General features: G+C 40.0%; 14 protein-coding genes and 3 pseudogenes. 4 read left to right on the plus strand and 13 right to left on the minus strand.

Annotated elements, in window-relative coordinates:
• The first annotated feature begins 122 nt into the window (after positions 1–122).
• A complete protein-coding gene (locus AXF23_RS10515; protein ID WP_107625264.1) occupies positions 123–794 on the plus strand; it encodes a DUF4112 domain-containing protein in 672 nt (223 codons plus the stop codon).
• Positions 795–903: 109 nt separating this feature from the next.
• Here the strand turns inward: AXF23_RS10515 and AXF23_RS10520 are convergent, their stop codons facing one another.
• Complete coding sequence (locus tag AXF23_RS10520) at positions 904–1,392, minus strand: hypothetical protein (protein ID WP_107625265.1); 489 nt, start codon at positions 1,390–1,392, stop codon at positions 904–906.
• Between the two features lie 147 nt (positions 1,393–1,539).
• Here AXF23_RS10520 and AXF23_RS10525 point away from each other — a divergent pair, with 147 nt between their 5' ends.
• Together AXF23_RS10525 and glgP are read left to right on the plus strand one after the other, a co-directional pair.
• A complete protein-coding gene (locus AXF23_RS10525; RefSeq protein WP_107625266.1) occupies positions 1,540–3,186 on the plus strand; it encodes a glycogen/starch synthase in 1,647 nt (548 codons plus the stop codon).
• Positions 3,187–3,237: 51 nt separating this feature from the next.
• Complete coding sequence (gene glgP, locus AXF23_RS10530) at positions 3,238–5,793, plus strand: alpha-glucan family phosphorylase (protein ID WP_107625267.1); 2,556 nt, start codon at positions 3,238–3,240, stop codon at positions 5,791–5,793.
• A gap of 242 nt (positions 5,794–6,035) precedes the next feature.
• On the opposite strand, the gene AXF23_RS10535 is transcribed toward glgP, so the two are convergent.
• The 12 genes and pseudogenes from AXF23_RS10535 to aroQ form a co-directional block, all read right to left on the minus strand.
• Positions 6,036–6,569 carry a hypothetical protein gene (locus AXF23_RS10535; protein WP_107625268.1) on the minus strand — a complete coding sequence of 178 codons (534 nt, stop codon included), beginning with the start codon at positions 6,567–6,569 and terminating at the stop codon, positions 6,036–6,038.
• A 122-nt stretch (positions 6,570–6,691) separates the two neighbouring features.
• Positions 6,692–7,219 (minus strand): hypothetical protein, encoded by a 528-nt coding sequence (locus tag AXF23_RS10540; RefSeq protein WP_107625269.1) that lies wholly within the window; start codon positions 7,217–7,219, stop codon positions 6,692–6,694.
• A 360-nt stretch (positions 7,220–7,579) separates the two neighbouring features.
• Positions 7,580–8,176: an HU family DNA-binding protein gene (locus AXF23_RS10545; RefSeq protein WP_107625270.1), complete on the minus strand. Its 597-nt coding sequence runs from the start codon at positions 8,174–8,176 to the stop codon at positions 7,580–7,582.
• A gap of 442 nt (positions 8,177–8,618) precedes the next feature.
• Positions 8,619–9,446, minus strand: a complete 828-nt coding sequence (locus tag AXF23_RS10550; RefSeq protein ID WP_107625271.1) for a DUF4595 domain-containing protein — start codon at positions 9,444–9,446, stop codon at positions 8,619–8,621.
• Between the two features lie 460 nt (positions 9,447–9,906).
• Positions 9,907–10,128 (minus strand): annotated as a pseudogene (locus AXF23_RS10560) (DUF3791 domain-containing protein); the annotation flags it as partial.
• 97 nt (positions 10,129–10,225) lie between these two features.
• Positions 10,226–11,221, minus strand: coding sequence for a virulence protein RhuM/Fic/DOC family protein (rhuM, locus tag AXF23_RS10565; protein ID WP_107625272.1), 996 nt, complete (start codon positions 11,219–11,221; stop codon positions 10,226–10,228).
• A gap of 134 nt (positions 11,222–11,355) precedes the next feature.
• Positions 11,356–12,048, minus strand: a pseudogene (locus tag AXF23_RS10570) (virulence RhuM family protein); the annotation flags it as partial.
• A gap of 182 nt (positions 12,049–12,230) precedes the next feature.
• Positions 12,231–12,481 (minus strand): annotated as a pseudogene (locus AXF23_RS10575) (hypothetical protein); the annotation flags it as partial.
• Between the two features lie 86 nt (positions 12,482–12,567).
• Positions 12,568–13,800: an FtsX-like permease family protein gene (locus tag AXF23_RS10580; protein ID WP_107625274.1), complete on the minus strand. Its 1,233-nt coding sequence runs from the start codon at positions 13,798–13,800 to the stop codon at positions 12,568–12,570.
• Between the two features lie 229 nt (positions 13,801–14,029).
• Entirely contained in the window at positions 14,030–14,365 is a 336-nt protein-coding gene (gene rbfA / locus AXF23_RS10585) for a 30S ribosome-binding factor RbfA (RefSeq protein WP_004361056.1), read from the minus strand.
• 150 nt (positions 14,366–14,515) lie between these two features.
• On the minus strand, positions 14,516–15,181 hold the full coding sequence (locus tag AXF23_RS10590) for an O-methyltransferase (RefSeq protein ID WP_107625275.1): 666 nt from the start codon (positions 15,179–15,181) through the stop codon (positions 14,516–14,518).
• 32 nt (positions 15,182–15,213) lie between these two features.
• On the minus strand, positions 15,214–15,633 hold the full coding sequence (gene aroQ / locus AXF23_RS10595; RefSeq protein ID WP_107625276.1) for a type II 3-dehydroquinate dehydratase: 420 nt from the start codon (positions 15,631–15,633) through the stop codon (positions 15,214–15,216).
• 75 nt (positions 15,634–15,708) lie between these two features.
• Here aroQ and xerA point away from each other — a divergent pair, with 75 nt between their 5' ends.
• Positions 15,709–16,653, plus strand: coding sequence for a site-specific tyrosine recombinase/integron integrase (gene xerA / locus AXF23_RS10600; RefSeq protein ID WP_107625277.1), 945 nt, complete (start codon positions 15,709–15,711; stop codon positions 16,651–16,653).
• Positions 16,654–16,662: the final 9 nt, after the last annotated feature.

The raw sequence follows: 16,662 nt of genomic DNA on the forward strand, positions 1-16,662 counted from the left end.
ACTAGTATTATTCTTGAGAGGTAATAAGGTGTTAAATTGATGAAAGAGCTGATGATAATATTTTATGCATTTAAGCGTTATAGTGTTTAGGTTATTATAATTTGTTTCTAATTTATTGCAATATGATGAAAGGAAAGAATGTAATAGAGGATCAGTCTAATTTTGATGGTCGTGATACTTTAGTTGGAGAAGATGCAGGATTTGTTTTGGATGACTCGGACCCTCTTAAAGATGTTAGAGATTCTTTTGATAAGGGTAGTAATGTTTTTAATCGTAAAGAAGAACTTCGTCGACAAAGAAGGGAGAAAGAAATTAGTGAATTAAAATCGTCGAAGGCTTATATGTTTATTAGTACAATAACTATTTTAGCAGATAAATATTTTTTAGATGCACTTCTTGGTTTTGTACCATCCGTAGGTGACCTTGTCTCATCTATCTTTGGATTACCGTTTATATATGTCACTTTATTTAAGGTCAAGTCTATTCCGCTCACATTAGCTGTCATCTATAACTATTTAGTAGACATTTTATTGGGAAGTATCCCTTTCTTTATCGGTGATGCAATAGATTTTTTCAGTAAGGCTCACGTAAAGAACTTAGATTTAATTACACGCTATGTGGAAGGAGATAAGAAAACAATACGTCAGGTGAGGTCGAAAGCATTGCTGACATCTATTCTTATTATTCTTCTCAGTATTGTCATTTATTTCGTCTTTAAGTTATTGATTGGAGTTACTGAATTGACGTGGACAGTGATTATCTCAGTATTAAAATGGTTGATAGGACTTTTCTAAGCATTTTAGAAGTATAGTATTTACGCTTAGATTATAAAAAGTAGACCCTACTAATTGGCATCCATTTGTCATTAGTAGGGTCTCCTTATATAATATTAGAGTTTCGTTATTATTTACAGTAGAAGGTTAAATCCTTTGGTATCTTCACCCACTTATTATTTACGACAATCTTCATCGTACTACCCTCAAGTCGCGTAAGTGTATACGTTCCATCTGAATTATATTTCAGTTCAGCCTTAAGGTCTTCGCTGCCATAATCGTTGATAATGGTCAGTATAGCCTTCTTACCTTTAATAGACGCATCAGACACAATCCATTTACGAGTGTCACGTTTAGCACCGAAGTATCCGGGCACCTCTCCGAAAATCTCTTGTCGTGGTACAGTAATGTTATTATGGTAGAAATCAATATCCATCCACACTTGGTATTCATCGTTTACAAGATGTGCTCGAAAGATAGAATCCTTATTCAGAACAGTCTTATTACGTTCTGTAGTGGATGTTGTCTTCTTACCTTCATCAGATACATTGTTTTGTGCGGTGATGTTCGCAGATGATGCTAACAACGCTATTATAATCAGTATAATCTTTTCCTTCATATCTATGACTATTAGTTATTTGCAAAGTTAGAACAAATAAATCAATTAATAGTACGTAATAAATAAAAATATATCGATTAAATTGTTGCTTTCCTTATTTTGTATTACCTTTGTGGGCGATATATATCAAATGTGTTAAAGGATAAGATGTTGTTTCCAGATTATATTTTTGAGACCAGCTGGGAGGTATGTAATAAGGTCGGAGGAATTTATACAGTACTTTCTACTCGTGCAAAGACATTACAAGACAAGATAAAGGATCATATTATCTTTCTTGGTCCTGATTGCTGGCAAGAGACACCGTCCCCTTATTTTAAGGAGGATAAGAAACTATTTGCTGCATGGCAGCAGCAAGCAGCCTCTGAGGGTTTAGCGGTTAAGGTAGGTCGCTGGGATGTTCCTGGTGAGCCAATTGCTATGCTCGTAGATTTCCAATCTTATTTTGCTCATAAGGATGAGATTTATGCCGAATTGTGGGAGTATTATCATGTAGATAGTCTCCATGCTTACGGCGACTATGACGAATCTGCTATGTTTGCTTATGCTACGGCACTTGTCGTAGAGAGTTTCTATAGATTCTATCTTAGTGAGAAAGATAAGGTTGTCTTCCATGCAAACGAATGGCAGACAGGCTTTGCCGCACTTGTATTACAGCATCGTTTACCACAGATAGCATCTATCTTTACTACTCATGCAACGGGTATTGGACGTAGTATCGCGGGCAATAACAAGCCATTGTACGAATATCTCTGGGCATATAATGGTGACCAGATGGCTTCAGAGTTGAATATGGAGAGCAAGCATTCTATCGAGAAGCAGACTGCACATTATGTTGATTGCTTCACGACTGTAAGTGATATTACTGCAACAGAATGTAAAGAGTTGCTTGACAAACCAGTTGATTTGGTTCTTCCAAATGGTTTTGAGAACGACTTTGTACCAAAGGGTGCAACCTTCACAAAGAAGCGTAAGACAGCACGTAAACGTTTGCTTGATGTAGCTAATGCATTGACAGGAGACGATATACAAGATGATGCGTTAATCGTATCAACCAGCGGACGATATGAGTTCCGCAATAAAGGTATTGATGTGTTCATTGAGTCAATGAACCGCTTGCGTTTTGATGAAAACTTGAAGAAGCAGGTTGTAGCCTTCATTGAGGTTCCAGGATGGGTAGCGGGTCCACGTCAGGACCTTGTAGAACGCCTCAACAGCGGTAAACAGTTTGATACACCATTGGAAAAGCCTGTACTCACACATTGGCTCCACAATATGGACCATGACAATGTACTGAATATGCTCAGTTCTCTCGGTATAAACAATGCAAAGGGAGATAAGGTGAAGGTCATCCTCTTGCCTTGCTATCTAACAGGTGATGATGGCATTATGAATATGAGCTATTATGACCTCGTATTGGGCAATGACCTCTGTGTCTACCCATCTTACTATGAGCCATGGGGATATACACCATTAGAGGCGGTAGCCTTTAAGGTTCCTTGTATTACAACCGACCTTGCAGGCTTCAGCTTGTGGGCAAATACAGAGAAGGGAAAATATAGTGAGATAGAAGATGGTGTGAAGGTATTACATCGTACAGATTATAATTATTCAGAGGTAGCTGAGGGTATTAAGGATACCATAGCCCGTTACTCTTGCTTTACGAAGACGGAGGTGAACAAATGTCGTTCAAATGCCGAGAAGCTCTCTCGTAAGGCTCTTTGGAGTGAGTTTATCATCTATTATGAGCAGGCTTACGACATAGCATTAAGGAAAGCAGCTGCAAGAAACAAGTGATAACTGCTTAGTAACGAAATAAAGAAATAACAGTCAAAACTATAATAAGTTATGAAAATTAAATCAGATTATTCCAACGAACCTCAGTGGAAAGAGGTAACTGTAAAGTCAACTCTGCCAAAGGAACTGGCATGTCTTGATGAGCTTGCTCACAATATGTGGTGGGCATGGAATTACGAAGCACGCAACATGTTCAAAGCTCTTGATGAGGAACTCTATGAAGAGGTTGGACATAATCCTGTCCAGCTCCTTGAGCGTCTTAGCTATGACCGTAAGGAAGCTATCGTAAAGGACAAAAAGCTGATGAAGCAGGTGAGTGATGTCTATAAGAAGTTCCGTACTTATATGGACGTTAAGCCTAATAAAAAGCGTGCTTCTGTTGCTTACTTCTGTATGGAGTTTGGTCTTAACCAGGCTTTGAAGATTTATTCTGGTGGTCTTGGTATCTTGGCAGGTGACTACATAAAGGAGGCTTCTGACTCTAACGTAGACTTCTGTGCTGTAGGTTTCCTCTATCGCTTTGGCTACTTCACACAGAGTCTTTCTATGGATGGTCAGCAGATTGCTAAGTACGATGCACAGAACTTCAACTCTCTTCCTATTGAGCGAGAGCTTGATGAGAACGGCAATCAGGTTGTTGTTGATGTACCTTACCGCAACTATATGGTACACGCACTTGTATGGCGTGTGAACGTTGGTCGTATTAAGCTTTACTTGCTCGATACAGACAACGATATGAACTCTGAGTTCGACCGTCCTATCACCCACTCTCTCTATGGTGGTGACTGGGAGAACCGTTTGAAGCAAGAGATTCTGCTCGGTATCGGTGGTATTCTTACTTTGAAGAAATTGGGTATCAAGAAGGATATCTATCACTGCAATGAAGGTCATGCAGCACTTTGCAACCTCCAGCGTCTTTGCGACTACATCGAGAGTGGCTTGACATTTAATCAGGCTATGGAGCTTGTACGTGCTTCATCACTCTATACCGTTCACACTCCAGTTCCAGCAGGTCACGACTACTTCGACGAGGAACTCTTCGGTAAGTATATGGGTGATTATCCAGCAAAGCTCGGTATCTCTTGGGATGAGTTTATCGGTATGGGTCGTACCAATCCTGATGATCACAGCGAGCGTTTCTGTATGAGTACCTTCGCTTGTAACACCTGTCAGGAGGTCAATGGTGTGTCAAAGCTTCACGGTTGGGTAAGTCAGAAGATGTTTGCTCCATTGTGGAAGGGTTACTTCCCAGAGGAGAATGCTGTAGGTTATGTAACCAATGGTGTACACCTCCCAACATGGACCGCAACAGAGTGGCGTAAAGTTTACGACAAGTACTTTGATGAAAGCTTCATGAGCGACCAGAGTAACGAGTCTATCTGGCACGCAATCTATAATGTTCCAGATTCAGAAATCTGGGAGACACGTATGGCATTGAAGCAGAAACTTATCAAGTATATCCGTGATAAGTTCACCAAGCAGTGGCTCCGCAACCAGGGTGACCCAGCTAAGGTCGTTTCTATCCTTGAGCGTATCAACCCTAACGCATTGATGATTGGTTTCTGTCGTCGCTTTGCAACGTATAAGCGTGCACACTTGCTCTTCACTGACCTTGAGCGTTTGGAGAAGATTGTAAACAACCCAGAGCGTCCAGTTCTGTTCTTCTTCTCAGGTAAGGCTCACCCAGCTGATGGTGCAGGACAGGGACTTATCAAGCGTATCTTTGAGATTTCACGTATGCCACAGTTCCTCGGTAAGATTATCTTCCTTGAGGATTATGATATGCAGTTGGCTCGTCGTCTCGTTTCTGGTGTTGATATCTGGATGAATACACCAACTCGTCCACTCGAGGCAAGTGGTACATCTGGTGAGAAAGCAGAGATGAATGGTGTTGTTAACCTCTCAGTACTCGACGGCTGGTGGGTTGAAGGCTACCGTGAGGGTGCTGGATGGGCATTGCCAGAGAAGCGTACCTATCAGAACCAGGGCTATCAGGATCAGCTCGATGCAGCTACTATCTACGGTCTGCTTGAGAATGAGATTGCTCCTCTCTACTTCAATAAGAATCAAGATGGCTATTCTGAGGATTGGGTAAAGGTTGTAAAGAACTCTATTGCAACTATCGCTCCTCACTATACAATGAAGCGTCAGCTTGATGACTACTATGACAAGTTCTATGAGAGTCAGGCTAAGCGTTCTCATAAGCTCGAGGCTAACGACAATAAACTTGCTAAGGAGATTGCTCTTTGGAAGGAGTCTGTTGCTGAGCGTTGGGACAGCATCTATGTTGTTTCTAAGAATGAAGATGCATTGCAGGATATTTCTACAGGTCATAAGATTAAGGTTACTTACGTTATCGACGAGCAGGGCTTGAACGATGCAGTAGGTCTTGAGTTGGTATTCTTGAAGAATGCACCTGTTGATGATGTAAACATCCATAAGGTTATCCCATTCAAGATGGTGAAGACAGAGGGTAATCACTATACCTTCGAAGCTACTTTCGATGCAACTGTAGCAGGTGCTTATAAATACGCTGTACGTATGTATCCTAAGAATGCCCTCCTGCCACATCGTCAGGACTTCGCTTATGTGAAGTGGATTGGATAAAAACAGTCTGAGGACTAATCAATAAATAAAAGCCATTCCTAAACTCTGTAAAGGGTTGGGAATGGCTTTTTTGTGTTTCTATGCGAGGTTTTTAGTTCTTTATCTTTTTTACTTTCCCAAACTTGATATATATCTATGTTCTTATTAACTACAAATGTGTTGTCAATCTTATGCCAGATAAAACGAGTTTTTCAGCATGGAATTTTTGGAATATGTATATGTTTCTTTGTTAGCTGATGCTTTTACTCTATATCGTGTTTTAATTTCACAAGCCTTTTGCCATGGACTACATACTCTTCTGTTCGTGAGTGTCCAATACTTGCTCGTTCGTATATTCGTTCAATATAAGAGAAACCAATGACAATTCTCTGTAGTTCAGGATTTCTGTCAACTACATGATTATATAAATATAAGGCAATTGTATCTCCAGTTTTACTTGGTAACGAAAAGAATGTTGTGGAGTCTTTTATCTCAATACGAAGAGAATATGCATAGGGGTTGTTCTGAAAAACAGAGTCACTGACTAATGCTTCTCCTTTTTTATCAATATTATAAAGGTATCTACTTGGAGACTTCCAATTATCCCTTTTTTCCAACTCCTTGAAATAATATTCTTCTTTTGCTGAATACTCTGGCTGGTTGTTAGGCTTAGCTCTATGCAATGAGACCCACAGAATATAATGTGTACAAGTACCCACAGAGAAGAGAATACAGGTCCACATTAGAATCTGAAGGATAATTCTCTTCCTTTTTCTTGTTTTTCTTTTCGTTCTCATACTTAACACATGTATATGTTCATATCGATTACTAATGTGTTACCAGTCATATACCAGATAAAAAGGACTGTTCAGCATTGAAGTCTTGGAACAGCTATATATTTCTTTGCTAACTGGTGCTTTTACTCCATATCGTGTTTTAATTTAACAAGTTTTTTCCCACGAACTGCATATTCACTTTTGCGAGAATGTCCAATACTTGCCCGTTCATCTAATTCTTCTTCATAATTGAATATTATTTCTATTCTTCGTAGTTGAGGTGTTCTGTCAACCACATGATTATATAAGTATAAGGCAATAGTGTCTTCTGTGTTTGCTGGTAAAGAATAGAAAGTTGTAGAATCCTCAATATCCACACCGAATGAATATGCATAGTCCTTGTTAAGAAAAACAGAATCATTGGGCAAAGGTTCTCCTTTTTCATTTATATTATAGATGTATCTATCTAAATCCCTCCAATTATCCCTTTTCTCCAACTCTTTGAAATAAGATTCTTCTTTTGATGAATACTTTGGTTGGTTGTTAGGCTTGGCTCTATGCAATGAAACCCATATAATATAACGTGTGCAAGTACCCACAGAGAACAGAATACAAGTCCACATTACTATTTGAAGGATAATTCTCTTCCTTGTTCTTCTTTTCTTTTCCATTTTTCATGTATTTCTAATTGTCTCTCAGCAGTGGGAGTGCTTTCTGTCTTCATCATTAATTCCTAAATGAGGTTGTCAACAGGCGTATTCATCAATCTAAACAACTGCACGTCAGCAGGCAGGGTATGTCTGTGGTGATCATTCTATTCTGTGAAATGGTGTGACTCTGATTGAGCAGTTCAACGTCATAATGATGACTGTTAAGTGTTAATTGTGCTGTTACAAACATAGGTTGTTAGTTTTTATGTTTCTACAAAGATAATATTTTCTTCTGATAGATAATGTATACAGAAGATATTTTATACATTATAGGTTACTTTGTACGGGGCGATAGGGGTCGCTTGTATGTATTTTTTCGTCCTATGTCTTTCTATAGATCTTGCGGTAACGTGAGCCAATGTTGATGATTTTCTTTTCACGTTCTAACTGTGCTGTAAGTTGATAGGCGTAGGTTGTAGAAAGGTTCAGACGGCGACGGAGGTCGTTAACGGTTATTATCGGACTCTTATCAAACAACTCTTTTAATGCAGCGTTAACAGCTGCTTTCATGGGAAGAGAGGGTGTACCGTCCTTATAGGTTTTGTCGTCAAAGTCTATATCTCCCAAAGCTTCAAAGAAATCCTTATCGGGGCGAAACCTTATTTTGCGTACCGCAGCATTATGGAGGTAGTGTCGATGCGTCTTAGGGTCTTCGTAGATATTGCCTTTTAGGGCAAGGGAGAAGAAGCCGAAACCAGGTATATGAACTGTATTCCCGCTTTTTAATTCTTCTGTTAATTCTGTTTTCAATGCTGAGATAGTACCGAGAATGTCGGCAGTAGTGAATGTAGTAGCCTGTTGGATACGCTGACAGATGCTCTCTATACCTGTTACGTCTTTCTTGATAGATACTATTCTCAGTGGTGTACGCTTAGCCAGCTTACCGCTTGTTCTTAATAGTTTGTAATTTACAGTCATAACTTTATGTATATATTAAAGGGTTAATAATCTTCTTTTCTATGTGCCATAGTTCTATAGAATGTAGGGCTATCCTCTACAATCTTAGGCTTGGGCTGAATTCTTTTCATGAAAAAAAGAAATTATTTACGTGAAAATAAATCTTTCTTTTCATGAAGAAAAATATTTTTTTTCATGAAAATAATTTGTGATTTCTGCTGCAAAGATACTGTTTCGTTGTTCGCCTTGCAAGGACGAGCTATGTAGTAATCTGTGTATTTATACCCTTTTGCGTGGGTAAAGATATGAGTTTGGGGAGTAGAAAGCAAAAGAAAAGCTCTCAGACCAGTGTGATGTATGGTCTGAGAGCTATGGCTTGAAAGTCCCCCCTATAGAATTACTTTCCGAGTGTACTATATAGAAGGGTGATGATAATTATATGTAATGATACAGAACTCGTTTTTTACCACCCGAACTTGTATTGATGGCTACCGCTTGTCATTGCTGTTGGGAAACCATTACTATTGACAGTCCACGTAAAGTTGTTTTTGTTGCCGTTCTTATTAATAAGCTGTACAGGCAAGTTCTTTGTTGCTTTTCCAAGTAATCCTGCATAGTAGGCGTATTTAATTGCACCCATGTCAATTCCAAACGTTGTATTAAAAAGCATAATGTTGCCCTTGTTCACTATAGGAGTAGGGGTTGTATCTGAGGTATAAGCAACTTTGCAAGTGTCTTTTTTTCTTGTTGTTGTTTGTGAAACGATAGTTTTTGTCTCTATTTCAGAGATGTTGCTATCTTTATAAGTCAAAGTAAATTCTTTGTAGTCATCTGCTGAATGGATTATATTAATTAGTTGCTCATTATCGTTATAAGTGAACCTCCATGTATCTTCCTTTGTGTTTTCTTTTTGTTCCCTCATGCATCCTCTAACAAAACCATTGTTGCCCAGGAACATTATGTAGACCGTTGTATCTCCATTATGTTCTACTTTCATGAAGACATTTGGGATTACAAAAGTACGTGTTTTTGTGTTATTGTATTTGAAAGATACCGTTTCATTCTTAGTCTTTATGCCTGTAACCAATCCATTGTCATCTGTTTGGATAGTCATACTATCCACCTCTTTAGGTATGCCATTAGTAAATACCCTTGAAAGGTCAATTCTTACAGGTGGTGGCCAGCACTCAATAATCCTATCATCATCATTTTTGAAGCTGCAAGATGATAAAATAAACGTAGCGCTTATTACTGCTACAGCAAGTAATGAGATTGTAATAGTCTTTTTCATTGTTCCTTTTTTTTGTTATAATTAGTAATTGGCACGTTCTTGTCAACTCATTGGCTTGTGCTTTTGTTCTCTGTTGCAAATATATAAAAAACTTTCTTCAATGACCCGTTTCTATACTATGATTTTATTAGTTTAGGGTGAAAAAGCATATAATAAACTCTATATTATAGATTTGCTTTGTTCTCTATGTATTTTATAACATTTACCTTCGATAGTCTCCAGTCATTAATTCCTGCTGTAGAAAAGCGTATGTATAGCCGGGACTTTGATAATATAATCCTGTTGACTGGTCTTGAATACGGTTGTAAGTGTCAGAGTTATAGAGCATATCAATAGCTTCGGACATAGTATAATGTTTGTCTTTCATCAATAAGGCTATAAGTTCTGCACATATATCCTCTTTCATCATATCAATCTGTTCGTTGGTCAGTTCTATGGTTTTATTAGTTTGGATTTGATATTTTAGTGTACCACCATCCCTCTCACAGATGATAGAGATATCATGAATAGCATCTTCAAAGGATTGCGTATGTAGGATATCATAAAAGGACATTAGGTAGTCTATTCCCTTAAAACGTTTAAGGTAATTGTATGCCTGTCGCTGACCAAGATTAAATTTCTTGGCAAACTCTGCTATTAAAGCAATGATGTAGCGTATTTGATTTGTTTCCTCTCTTGACATACTTTGCTTCTTATGTTTACGACAAAGTTAATAATTATTTTTTGATATACTCCTATCTGTTTGCTAAAAGTTTCATAAGTTGTTATTGAAGAGTGGGTTAATTGGCTTGGTTGATAAGGTTCACCACAACCTTTACCATTATATCCTTTTCCTCTGTTTTGCTCTCTGCAATCATCAGCGTGAGGGCAACGAGCGTATTGTCAGCAATGCGTTTGGATCCATCGGGACGATAGAGAATATTGTTGTTATTCATGAACCAGAGGAAGAGGGTAGCTGCAATGCGCTTGTTACCATCGCTGAACGAGTGGTTTTTGGTGACAAGATAGAGAAGCATAGCCGCTTTCTCCTCCACACTCGGATATAGTTCCGTGCCATCAAAGGTCTGATAGATTTGTCCGATAGAACTTTTGAAGGAATCGTCCTTCTCATTACCAAAGAGTACAGAACTACCAAACTTCTGTCGAAGAACATCTATCTCGTGCATAGCATTCTCGTATGTGGCATGGAAGGGTTCTTCTTTGGTGGTCTTAGCGATATGGAGTCGCTGGTAATCATAGTTATCGAGTGTGTCGAGTGCGTAGGTATAGTCTACCACAACATCAAAGAGCGCATTGCTTTCGTCCGTTGTCTTTGCAGGTTGTTGTTGGATGGCTCTGCCTAATACTTGTATGAGTTGGCGCAGTTCTGCAATCTGATGTTTTCGTATGTTCTCGTTGATAGCATAGCCTTTGACAAGATATTGCTTAAGAACAGAGTTTGCCCATTGGCGGAAACGGATACCACGTTTTGTATTTACACGATATCCCACGGATATTATCATATCAAGATTGTAATAAGCGACTATACGAGAAACTTGCCGTTTGCCCTCTTGTTGAACTGTTCGGAATTTCCGAACAGTTGAGTTAGCATCGAGTTCATCATCTTCTATGATGTGTTTTATATGCTCGCTAATCGTTGCTTTACTGGATTGAAAGAGTTCAACCATCTGTGCCTGTGTAAGCCACACGGTTTCTCCTTCCAACTTCACATCAAGTTGAGTCTTACCATCTTCACTTTGATAGATGATAATTTTGTCGTTTAGGTTTTCAGTCATATTGTTTAGGTTTATAGTTGTTATTTAATAGATGAGAAATATCTTAATAGCTCATAGATTTATTGCTTATATAATGTAAAAGACTTCAAGTAAAAAGCTAAACGATAAGGATAATTATTATATGTCAATGGAGCCTGATAGATTTGTCCCATAGAACTTTTGAAGGAATCATCCTTCTCATTACCAAAGAGTACAGAACCACCAAACTTCTGTCGAAGAACATCTATTTCGTGCATAGCATTCTCGTATGTGGCATGGAAAGGTTCTTCTTTGGTGGTCTTAGCGATATGGAGTCGCTGGTAATCATAGTTATCAAGTGTGTCGAGTGCGTAGGTATAGTCCACCACAACATCAAAGAGCGCATTGCTTTCGTCCGTCGTCTTTGCAGGTTGCTGCTGAATGGCTCTGCCTAAGACCTGTATGAGTTGGCGCAGTTCAGCAATCTGTTGTTTTCGTATGTTCTCATTGATAGCATAGCCTTTGACAAGATATTGCTTAAGAACAGAGTTAGCCCATTGGCGGAAGCGTACCCCTCTGTGACTATGTACACGGTAACCAACGGATATAATAACATCAAGAGTATAAAAAGGAACTGGCTTTTTAACACCATTAACGTGCAGAAAATGCACGTTATTCTCTCGTGGGAGTTCTGCTTCATTAAAGACATTGTTTACGTGTCTTCGTATGTTTGATTCTTCCTTATCGAAGAGTTCTGCCATTTGCTTCGTGTTTAACCACACGGTTTCTCCTTCCAACTTTACATCAAGTTGAGTCTTTCCATCTTCACTTTGATAGATAATAATCTTGTCATTTAGGTTCTCAGTCATGTTGTTTAGGTTTATAGTTGTTATTTAATAGATGAGAAATATCTTAATAGCTCATTGGTTTATTCCTTATATAACGTAAAGGACTTCATGTAAAAAGTTAAACGATAAGGATAACTATGAGGGCGATTATGATGTGTTAATGGCGTCGGATAGATTTGATAGATGAAACTTTTTAATAAGATATCATATTTATCGAGTGTGTCAAGAGTATATGTATAGTCTACCACAACATCAAAGAGTGCATTGCTTTCGTCCGTCGTTTTTGCGGGTTGTTGTTGATGTGTAGGCTTACATTCTGCTTGCTTGTTTGAAATAGTTCAACCATCTGTGCCTGTGTAAGCCATACGGTCTCTCCTTCCAGCGTCACATCAAGTTGGGTCTTACCATCTTCACTTTGGTAGATAATAATCTTGTCATTTAGGTTCTCAGTCATATTGTTTAGATGTTTAGTTATGCGTAAGTGTGATAATCACTACTCGTGTTTTGCGGTAGAAGTGCAGGTTATGTATGCTGCTATTGTCATTCTTTCGTCAGTTTACGACTCATATAACGTACAGGATACCATACGGAGAGCCAGCCCACAAGGATAACAGTAAAGAAGATAGTAACGATGTCTTCGGGGTGAACGCTAATAGGATAGGCATTGACAACAAAGTTTCCTGCTTGATCACCAAGCTGTACAAGGCCGTATGTCTGCTGTAACCAGCAAAGTAATAAGCCGAGTGCAATACCGATGACAGCACCAGCAGCGGAAATCATCCTACCTTCAAAGAGGAAGATACGGCGTATCTGACCATCCGTTGCACCGAGGTTACGCAGGGTGATGACGTCATTCTTCTTATCAATAATGAGCATAGAAAGTGAGCCAATGATATTAAAGCAGGCCACCATAAGTATGAAAGTAAGGAAGACATAGGCAAAGAGTTTCTCAATGCGCATGATGTTAAACGTGTCAGCCTGTTGCTCGTAGCGGTCTAATACTTTGTATTTATCGCCGAGAAGGGTCTGTATTTCGTTCTTTGCCTTATCAATGTCAACACCCGGTTTCATGCGTAACTCAAGTGAAGTAATCTCTCCTTGTCGGTTGAAGATACGACGTGCGAAATCGAGGGAGGTGATGATATATCCCTTATCATACTTCATCTGTTTCACTTGAAAGAGTGCTCCTGGGGATATCAAAGAGTCCTTTACAAAGGCATCTGTAGGGTTAGAGGCATCATACTGTCCCTCACGTTGTGGCGCATAGATGTGTAAGTAGTCCTGCCAAGCTACTCCTGTACCAAGGTCTTGAGCCAGTCTAATACCAAGGACACCATATTGCAAGTTAGCAGTATGGAGTCTGAAATCACCATCACCATAAAGAATATTACTGATATGAGTCAGCGAGTCGAAGTTATCTTCTACTCCCTTCACGTTCACCATGGCCTGTTTGTCGTGATAGATAGCCAAGGCCTGATCCTCAACACACTCCGTTGCAACCTCTACAGTAGGAAGATGTTTCACTTTAAGGAGCAAGGGATCATTAGCAGTCATGGCCTTACCTTTAGCAGCTTCAATCTTCAGTTGTGGGTCGAAGTTGGTGAAGAATGATGCAACAAGGTCGGAGAATCCATTGAATCCACTTAATACAACGACCAATGCCATTGTTGCCACCGACACACCGAGTACTGAGATGAGGCTGATGATATTAATGGCATGTGTGCTCTTCTTTGAGAAGAGGTAACGTCGAGCAATGTAAAAAGGGAAGTTCATGATGGGTGTTAGGTGTTGAATGTTGGGTGATGATGTGTAGAGTGTTGGGTGTGATGGGTGTTTGGTGATGGGTGTTAGGTGTTGAATGTTGGGTGTTGATGAATTGATAACTGGGGGTGGTGGATTTCTGAATAGGCTTAGGTACCTATTTACTAATCGTCAACACCTACCTCTTAATACTTATCAACAATTCATCAACACCCAACATTCAACACCCATCACCCACCTTCTACTTCTTTAGTAACTCATCAATACGCTCCAAGTAGTCGAGGGAGTCGTCAATGAAGAAGCGTAGTTCAGGGATGATACGCAGCTGATTATGCACACGCTGGCCTAAGTCGTAACGGATAGTCTTCTCATTGGCATTGATGTTTTTCAGTATTTCGTCTCCCTTTTCAGATGGGAAAATACTGAGGTAGGCGGTACAGATACTGAGGTCTGGGCTTACCTTAACACGTGTTACACTAACCAAAACACCATGCATCATACGTGTCTGTGTCTGGAAAATACTTGCTAACTCCTTTTGAAGGAGGCGTGATATGCGGTTTTGTCTTGTCTCTTGCATTGTCTTATCTATTTATTGTTTTATCCTGCAAAGGTACTGAAAGTTTGAAGAATACACAAACTTTTAGTGTTGGGTGTTGGGTGTTTAATGTTAGGTGTTAATGGTCGGTATGTTTGGTAGGGAGGGTGGATACTAAGACAGGAGAGGGCTTTATTTCTTCCTAATCAGCGTTAACCCATCACGAAGGGGCAGTATAACCTTCTCTACACGGTCGTCTTTGGCAACGAAGTCATTGAATTGTCGGATACCAATCGTTTGATGGTCGTGGTCGTAGGCTGGGTCAATGACGTGCCAATCCCACAGTGTATTGTCAGCGAGGATATAGCCACCAGAACGGATGATAGGCAGTAGTTTCTCATATACCTCTGTATAATTGCGCTTGTCACCATCGACGAAAGCCATATCAAATATAATCCCTAACTTGGGAGCCTCTTCTGCAGCGTCACCGATACGGAAATCAATCTTGTCGGCAACAGACGACCCTTCAATCCAAGGACGTGTGAAATCCTCCATCTCGTCATTGATTTCAAAGGTATAGAGTTTGCCCCCTTCCTCTAATCCTTCAGCCATACTGATAGCCGAATAGCCACTGAAAGTACCCACTTCGAGGATATTCTTAGGACGTATCATCTGTACAAGCATCTTTAGTAGACGCCCCTGCAGATGACCACTTGCCATACGTCCATGTATTGTATGGATGTTTGTGGCACGATAAAGACGGTAAAGATAATCGCCTTCTGGGTCGATATGCGAGGCAAGATAGGCATCGCAGCCCGCCTCATCGGTGAGGGAAGTATAGGTGTTGGTTGTTGGCATGGGTGATGATAGTGATGATGAGTATTGAAAGGTTATAGGAGTGACAATGCTTCTATAGCCAATCTGTAGCTGTTAAGACCAAAGCCTTGAATCGTACCCTTGCAGGCAGGGGCAATCATTGAGTGTCGACGGAAGTCCTCACGGTCGTTAACATTACTGATATGCACCTCAATCACTGGCGTTTGTAGAGAGCGGATGCAATCTAAAAGCGCAATACTTGTATGTGTATAAGCCCCAGCATTGAGGATAATGCCATCATATGAGAAGCCAGTCTCCTGTAGTTTGTTGATGAGTTCGCCCTCGATATTACTTTGATAATAGTCAATGGTACAGTTAGGATAGCTTTCTCGCAGTTGTGAAAGGAAGGTGTCCATAGACATACTACCGTATATTTCAGGTTCACGCACCCCTAACAGGTTCAAGTTGGGACCATTAATAATGATTACTTTCATATCTCTTTCTTCTCAAATATCGTTTTTTGATGTATCTTTGCATATAAATTGCAGTATGCAAAAATAAGAAATTAAATGGAAACAGGCAAGAATTCAAAAGATATTGTAGGTCGTTACCGCCGTTATCTGAAGTTAGAGAAAGGCTACTCGGCTAATACGTTGGATGCTTATCTGCGTGATGTGGATAAGCTCTTACGCTATCTTGCCTTAGAGCAGGTCGATGTGTTAGATGTGAAATTAGAAGATTTAGAACATTTCGCAGCCTTTATCTCCGACCTTGGCATTGGTCCTCGTTCATTGGCACGTATCCTTAGTGGGGTGCGACAGTTCTACCGCTTTCTTGTTGTTGATGGTTATTTAGAGGTTGACCCAACTGAGTTATTAGAGTCGCCCAAGCAGCCTGACCACTTACCAGAGGTGCTCTCCACAGCAGAAGTCGACCTTTTAGAGCAGGCAATAGACCTGACGAAGTGGGAGGGACACCGCAATCGTGCCATTATCGAGGTCTTGTTCTCTTGTGGACTACGTGTGTCAGAACTTACAAACCTAAAGTTATCCAATCTATATGTCGACGAACAGTATATAAGAGTGATGGGTAAAGGGTCGAAGGAACGCTTAGTTCCGATCTCACCACGAGCCTTAGACGAGCTAAACTACTGGTTTGCTGACCGTAACGAGATGAAGATTAAGCCTGGCGAGGAGGATTATGTCTTCCTTAATCGGCGTGGTCACCATCTTACACGTACGATGATACTTATCATGATAAAGCGCTATGCACTCGAAGCAGGTATCAAAAAGACTATCTCTCCTCACACTCTTCGCCACTCCTTCGCCACCTCCTTGCTCGAAGGCGGTGCCGACCTACGTGCCATACAGGCTATGTTGGGACACGAAAGTATCGGAACAACAGAGATTTATACCCATATTGATACCTCCACGCTACGACAGGAAATTCTCGAACATCACCCCCGTAATATCCAGTATGATGAGCGTCAACAAGCCGACTTACTATCAGAATAATCTTTATTG

It is taken from the genome of Prevotella sp. oral taxon 313 (genome assembly GCF_003043935.1).
Lineage (GTDB): Bacteria > Bacteroidota > Bacteroidia > Bacteroidales > Bacteroidaceae > Prevotella > Prevotella jejuni.

Excerpts from the sequence above, each read along its gene's own strand:
- AXF23_RS10515 (WP_107625264.1), top strand. The coding sequence starts at position 123 with ATGATGAAAGGAAAGAATGTAATAGAGGATCAGTCTAATTTTGATGGT.
- rbfA (WP_004361056.1), bottom strand. The coding sequence starts at position 14,365 with ATGCAAGAGACAAGACAAAACCGCATATCACGCCTCCTTCAAAAGGAG.
- AXF23_RS10580 (WP_107625274.1), bottom strand. The coding sequence starts at position 13,800 with ATGAACTTCCCTTTTTACATTGCTCGACGTTACCTCTTCTCAAAGAAG.
- AXF23_RS10550 (WP_107625271.1), bottom strand. The coding sequence starts at position 9,446 with ATGAAAAAGACTATTACAATCTCATTACTTGCTGTAGCAGTAATAAGC.
- rhuM (WP_107625272.1), bottom strand. The coding sequence starts at position 11,221 with ATGACTGAAAACCTAAACGACAAAATTATCATCTATCAAAGTGAAGAT.
- AXF23_RS10545 (WP_107625270.1), bottom strand. The coding sequence starts at position 8,176 with ATGACTGTAAATTACAAACTATTAAGAACAAGCGGTAAGCTGGCTAAG.
- AXF23_RS10540 (WP_107625269.1), bottom strand. The coding sequence starts at position 7,219 with ATGGAAAAGAAAAGAAGAACAAGGAAGAGAATTATCCTTCAAATAGTA.
- xerA (WP_107625277.1), top strand. The coding sequence starts at position 15,709 with ATGGAAACAGGCAAGAATTCAAAAGATATTGTAGGTCGTTACCGCCGT.
- AXF23_RS10525 (WP_107625266.1), top strand. The coding sequence starts at position 1,540 with ATGTTGTTTCCAGATTATATTTTTGAGACCAGCTGGGAGGTATGTAAT.
- AXF23_RS10535 (WP_107625268.1), bottom strand. The coding sequence starts at position 6,569 with ATGAGAACGAAAAGAAAAACAAGAAAAAGGAAGAGAATTATCCTTCAG.
- AXF23_RS10520 (WP_107625265.1), bottom strand. The coding sequence starts at position 1,392 with ATGAAGGAAAAGATTATACTGATTATAATAGCGTTGTTAGCATCATCT.
- glgP (WP_107625267.1), top strand. The coding sequence starts at position 3,238 with ATGAAAATTAAATCAGATTATTCCAACGAACCTCAGTGGAAAGAGGTA.
- aroQ (WP_107625276.1), bottom strand. The coding sequence starts at position 15,633 with ATGAAAGTAATCATTATTAATGGTCCCAACTTGAACCTGTTAGGGGTG.
- AXF23_RS10590 (WP_107625275.1), bottom strand. The coding sequence starts at position 15,181 with ATGCCAACAACCAACACCTATACTTCCCTCACCGATGAGGCGGGCTGC.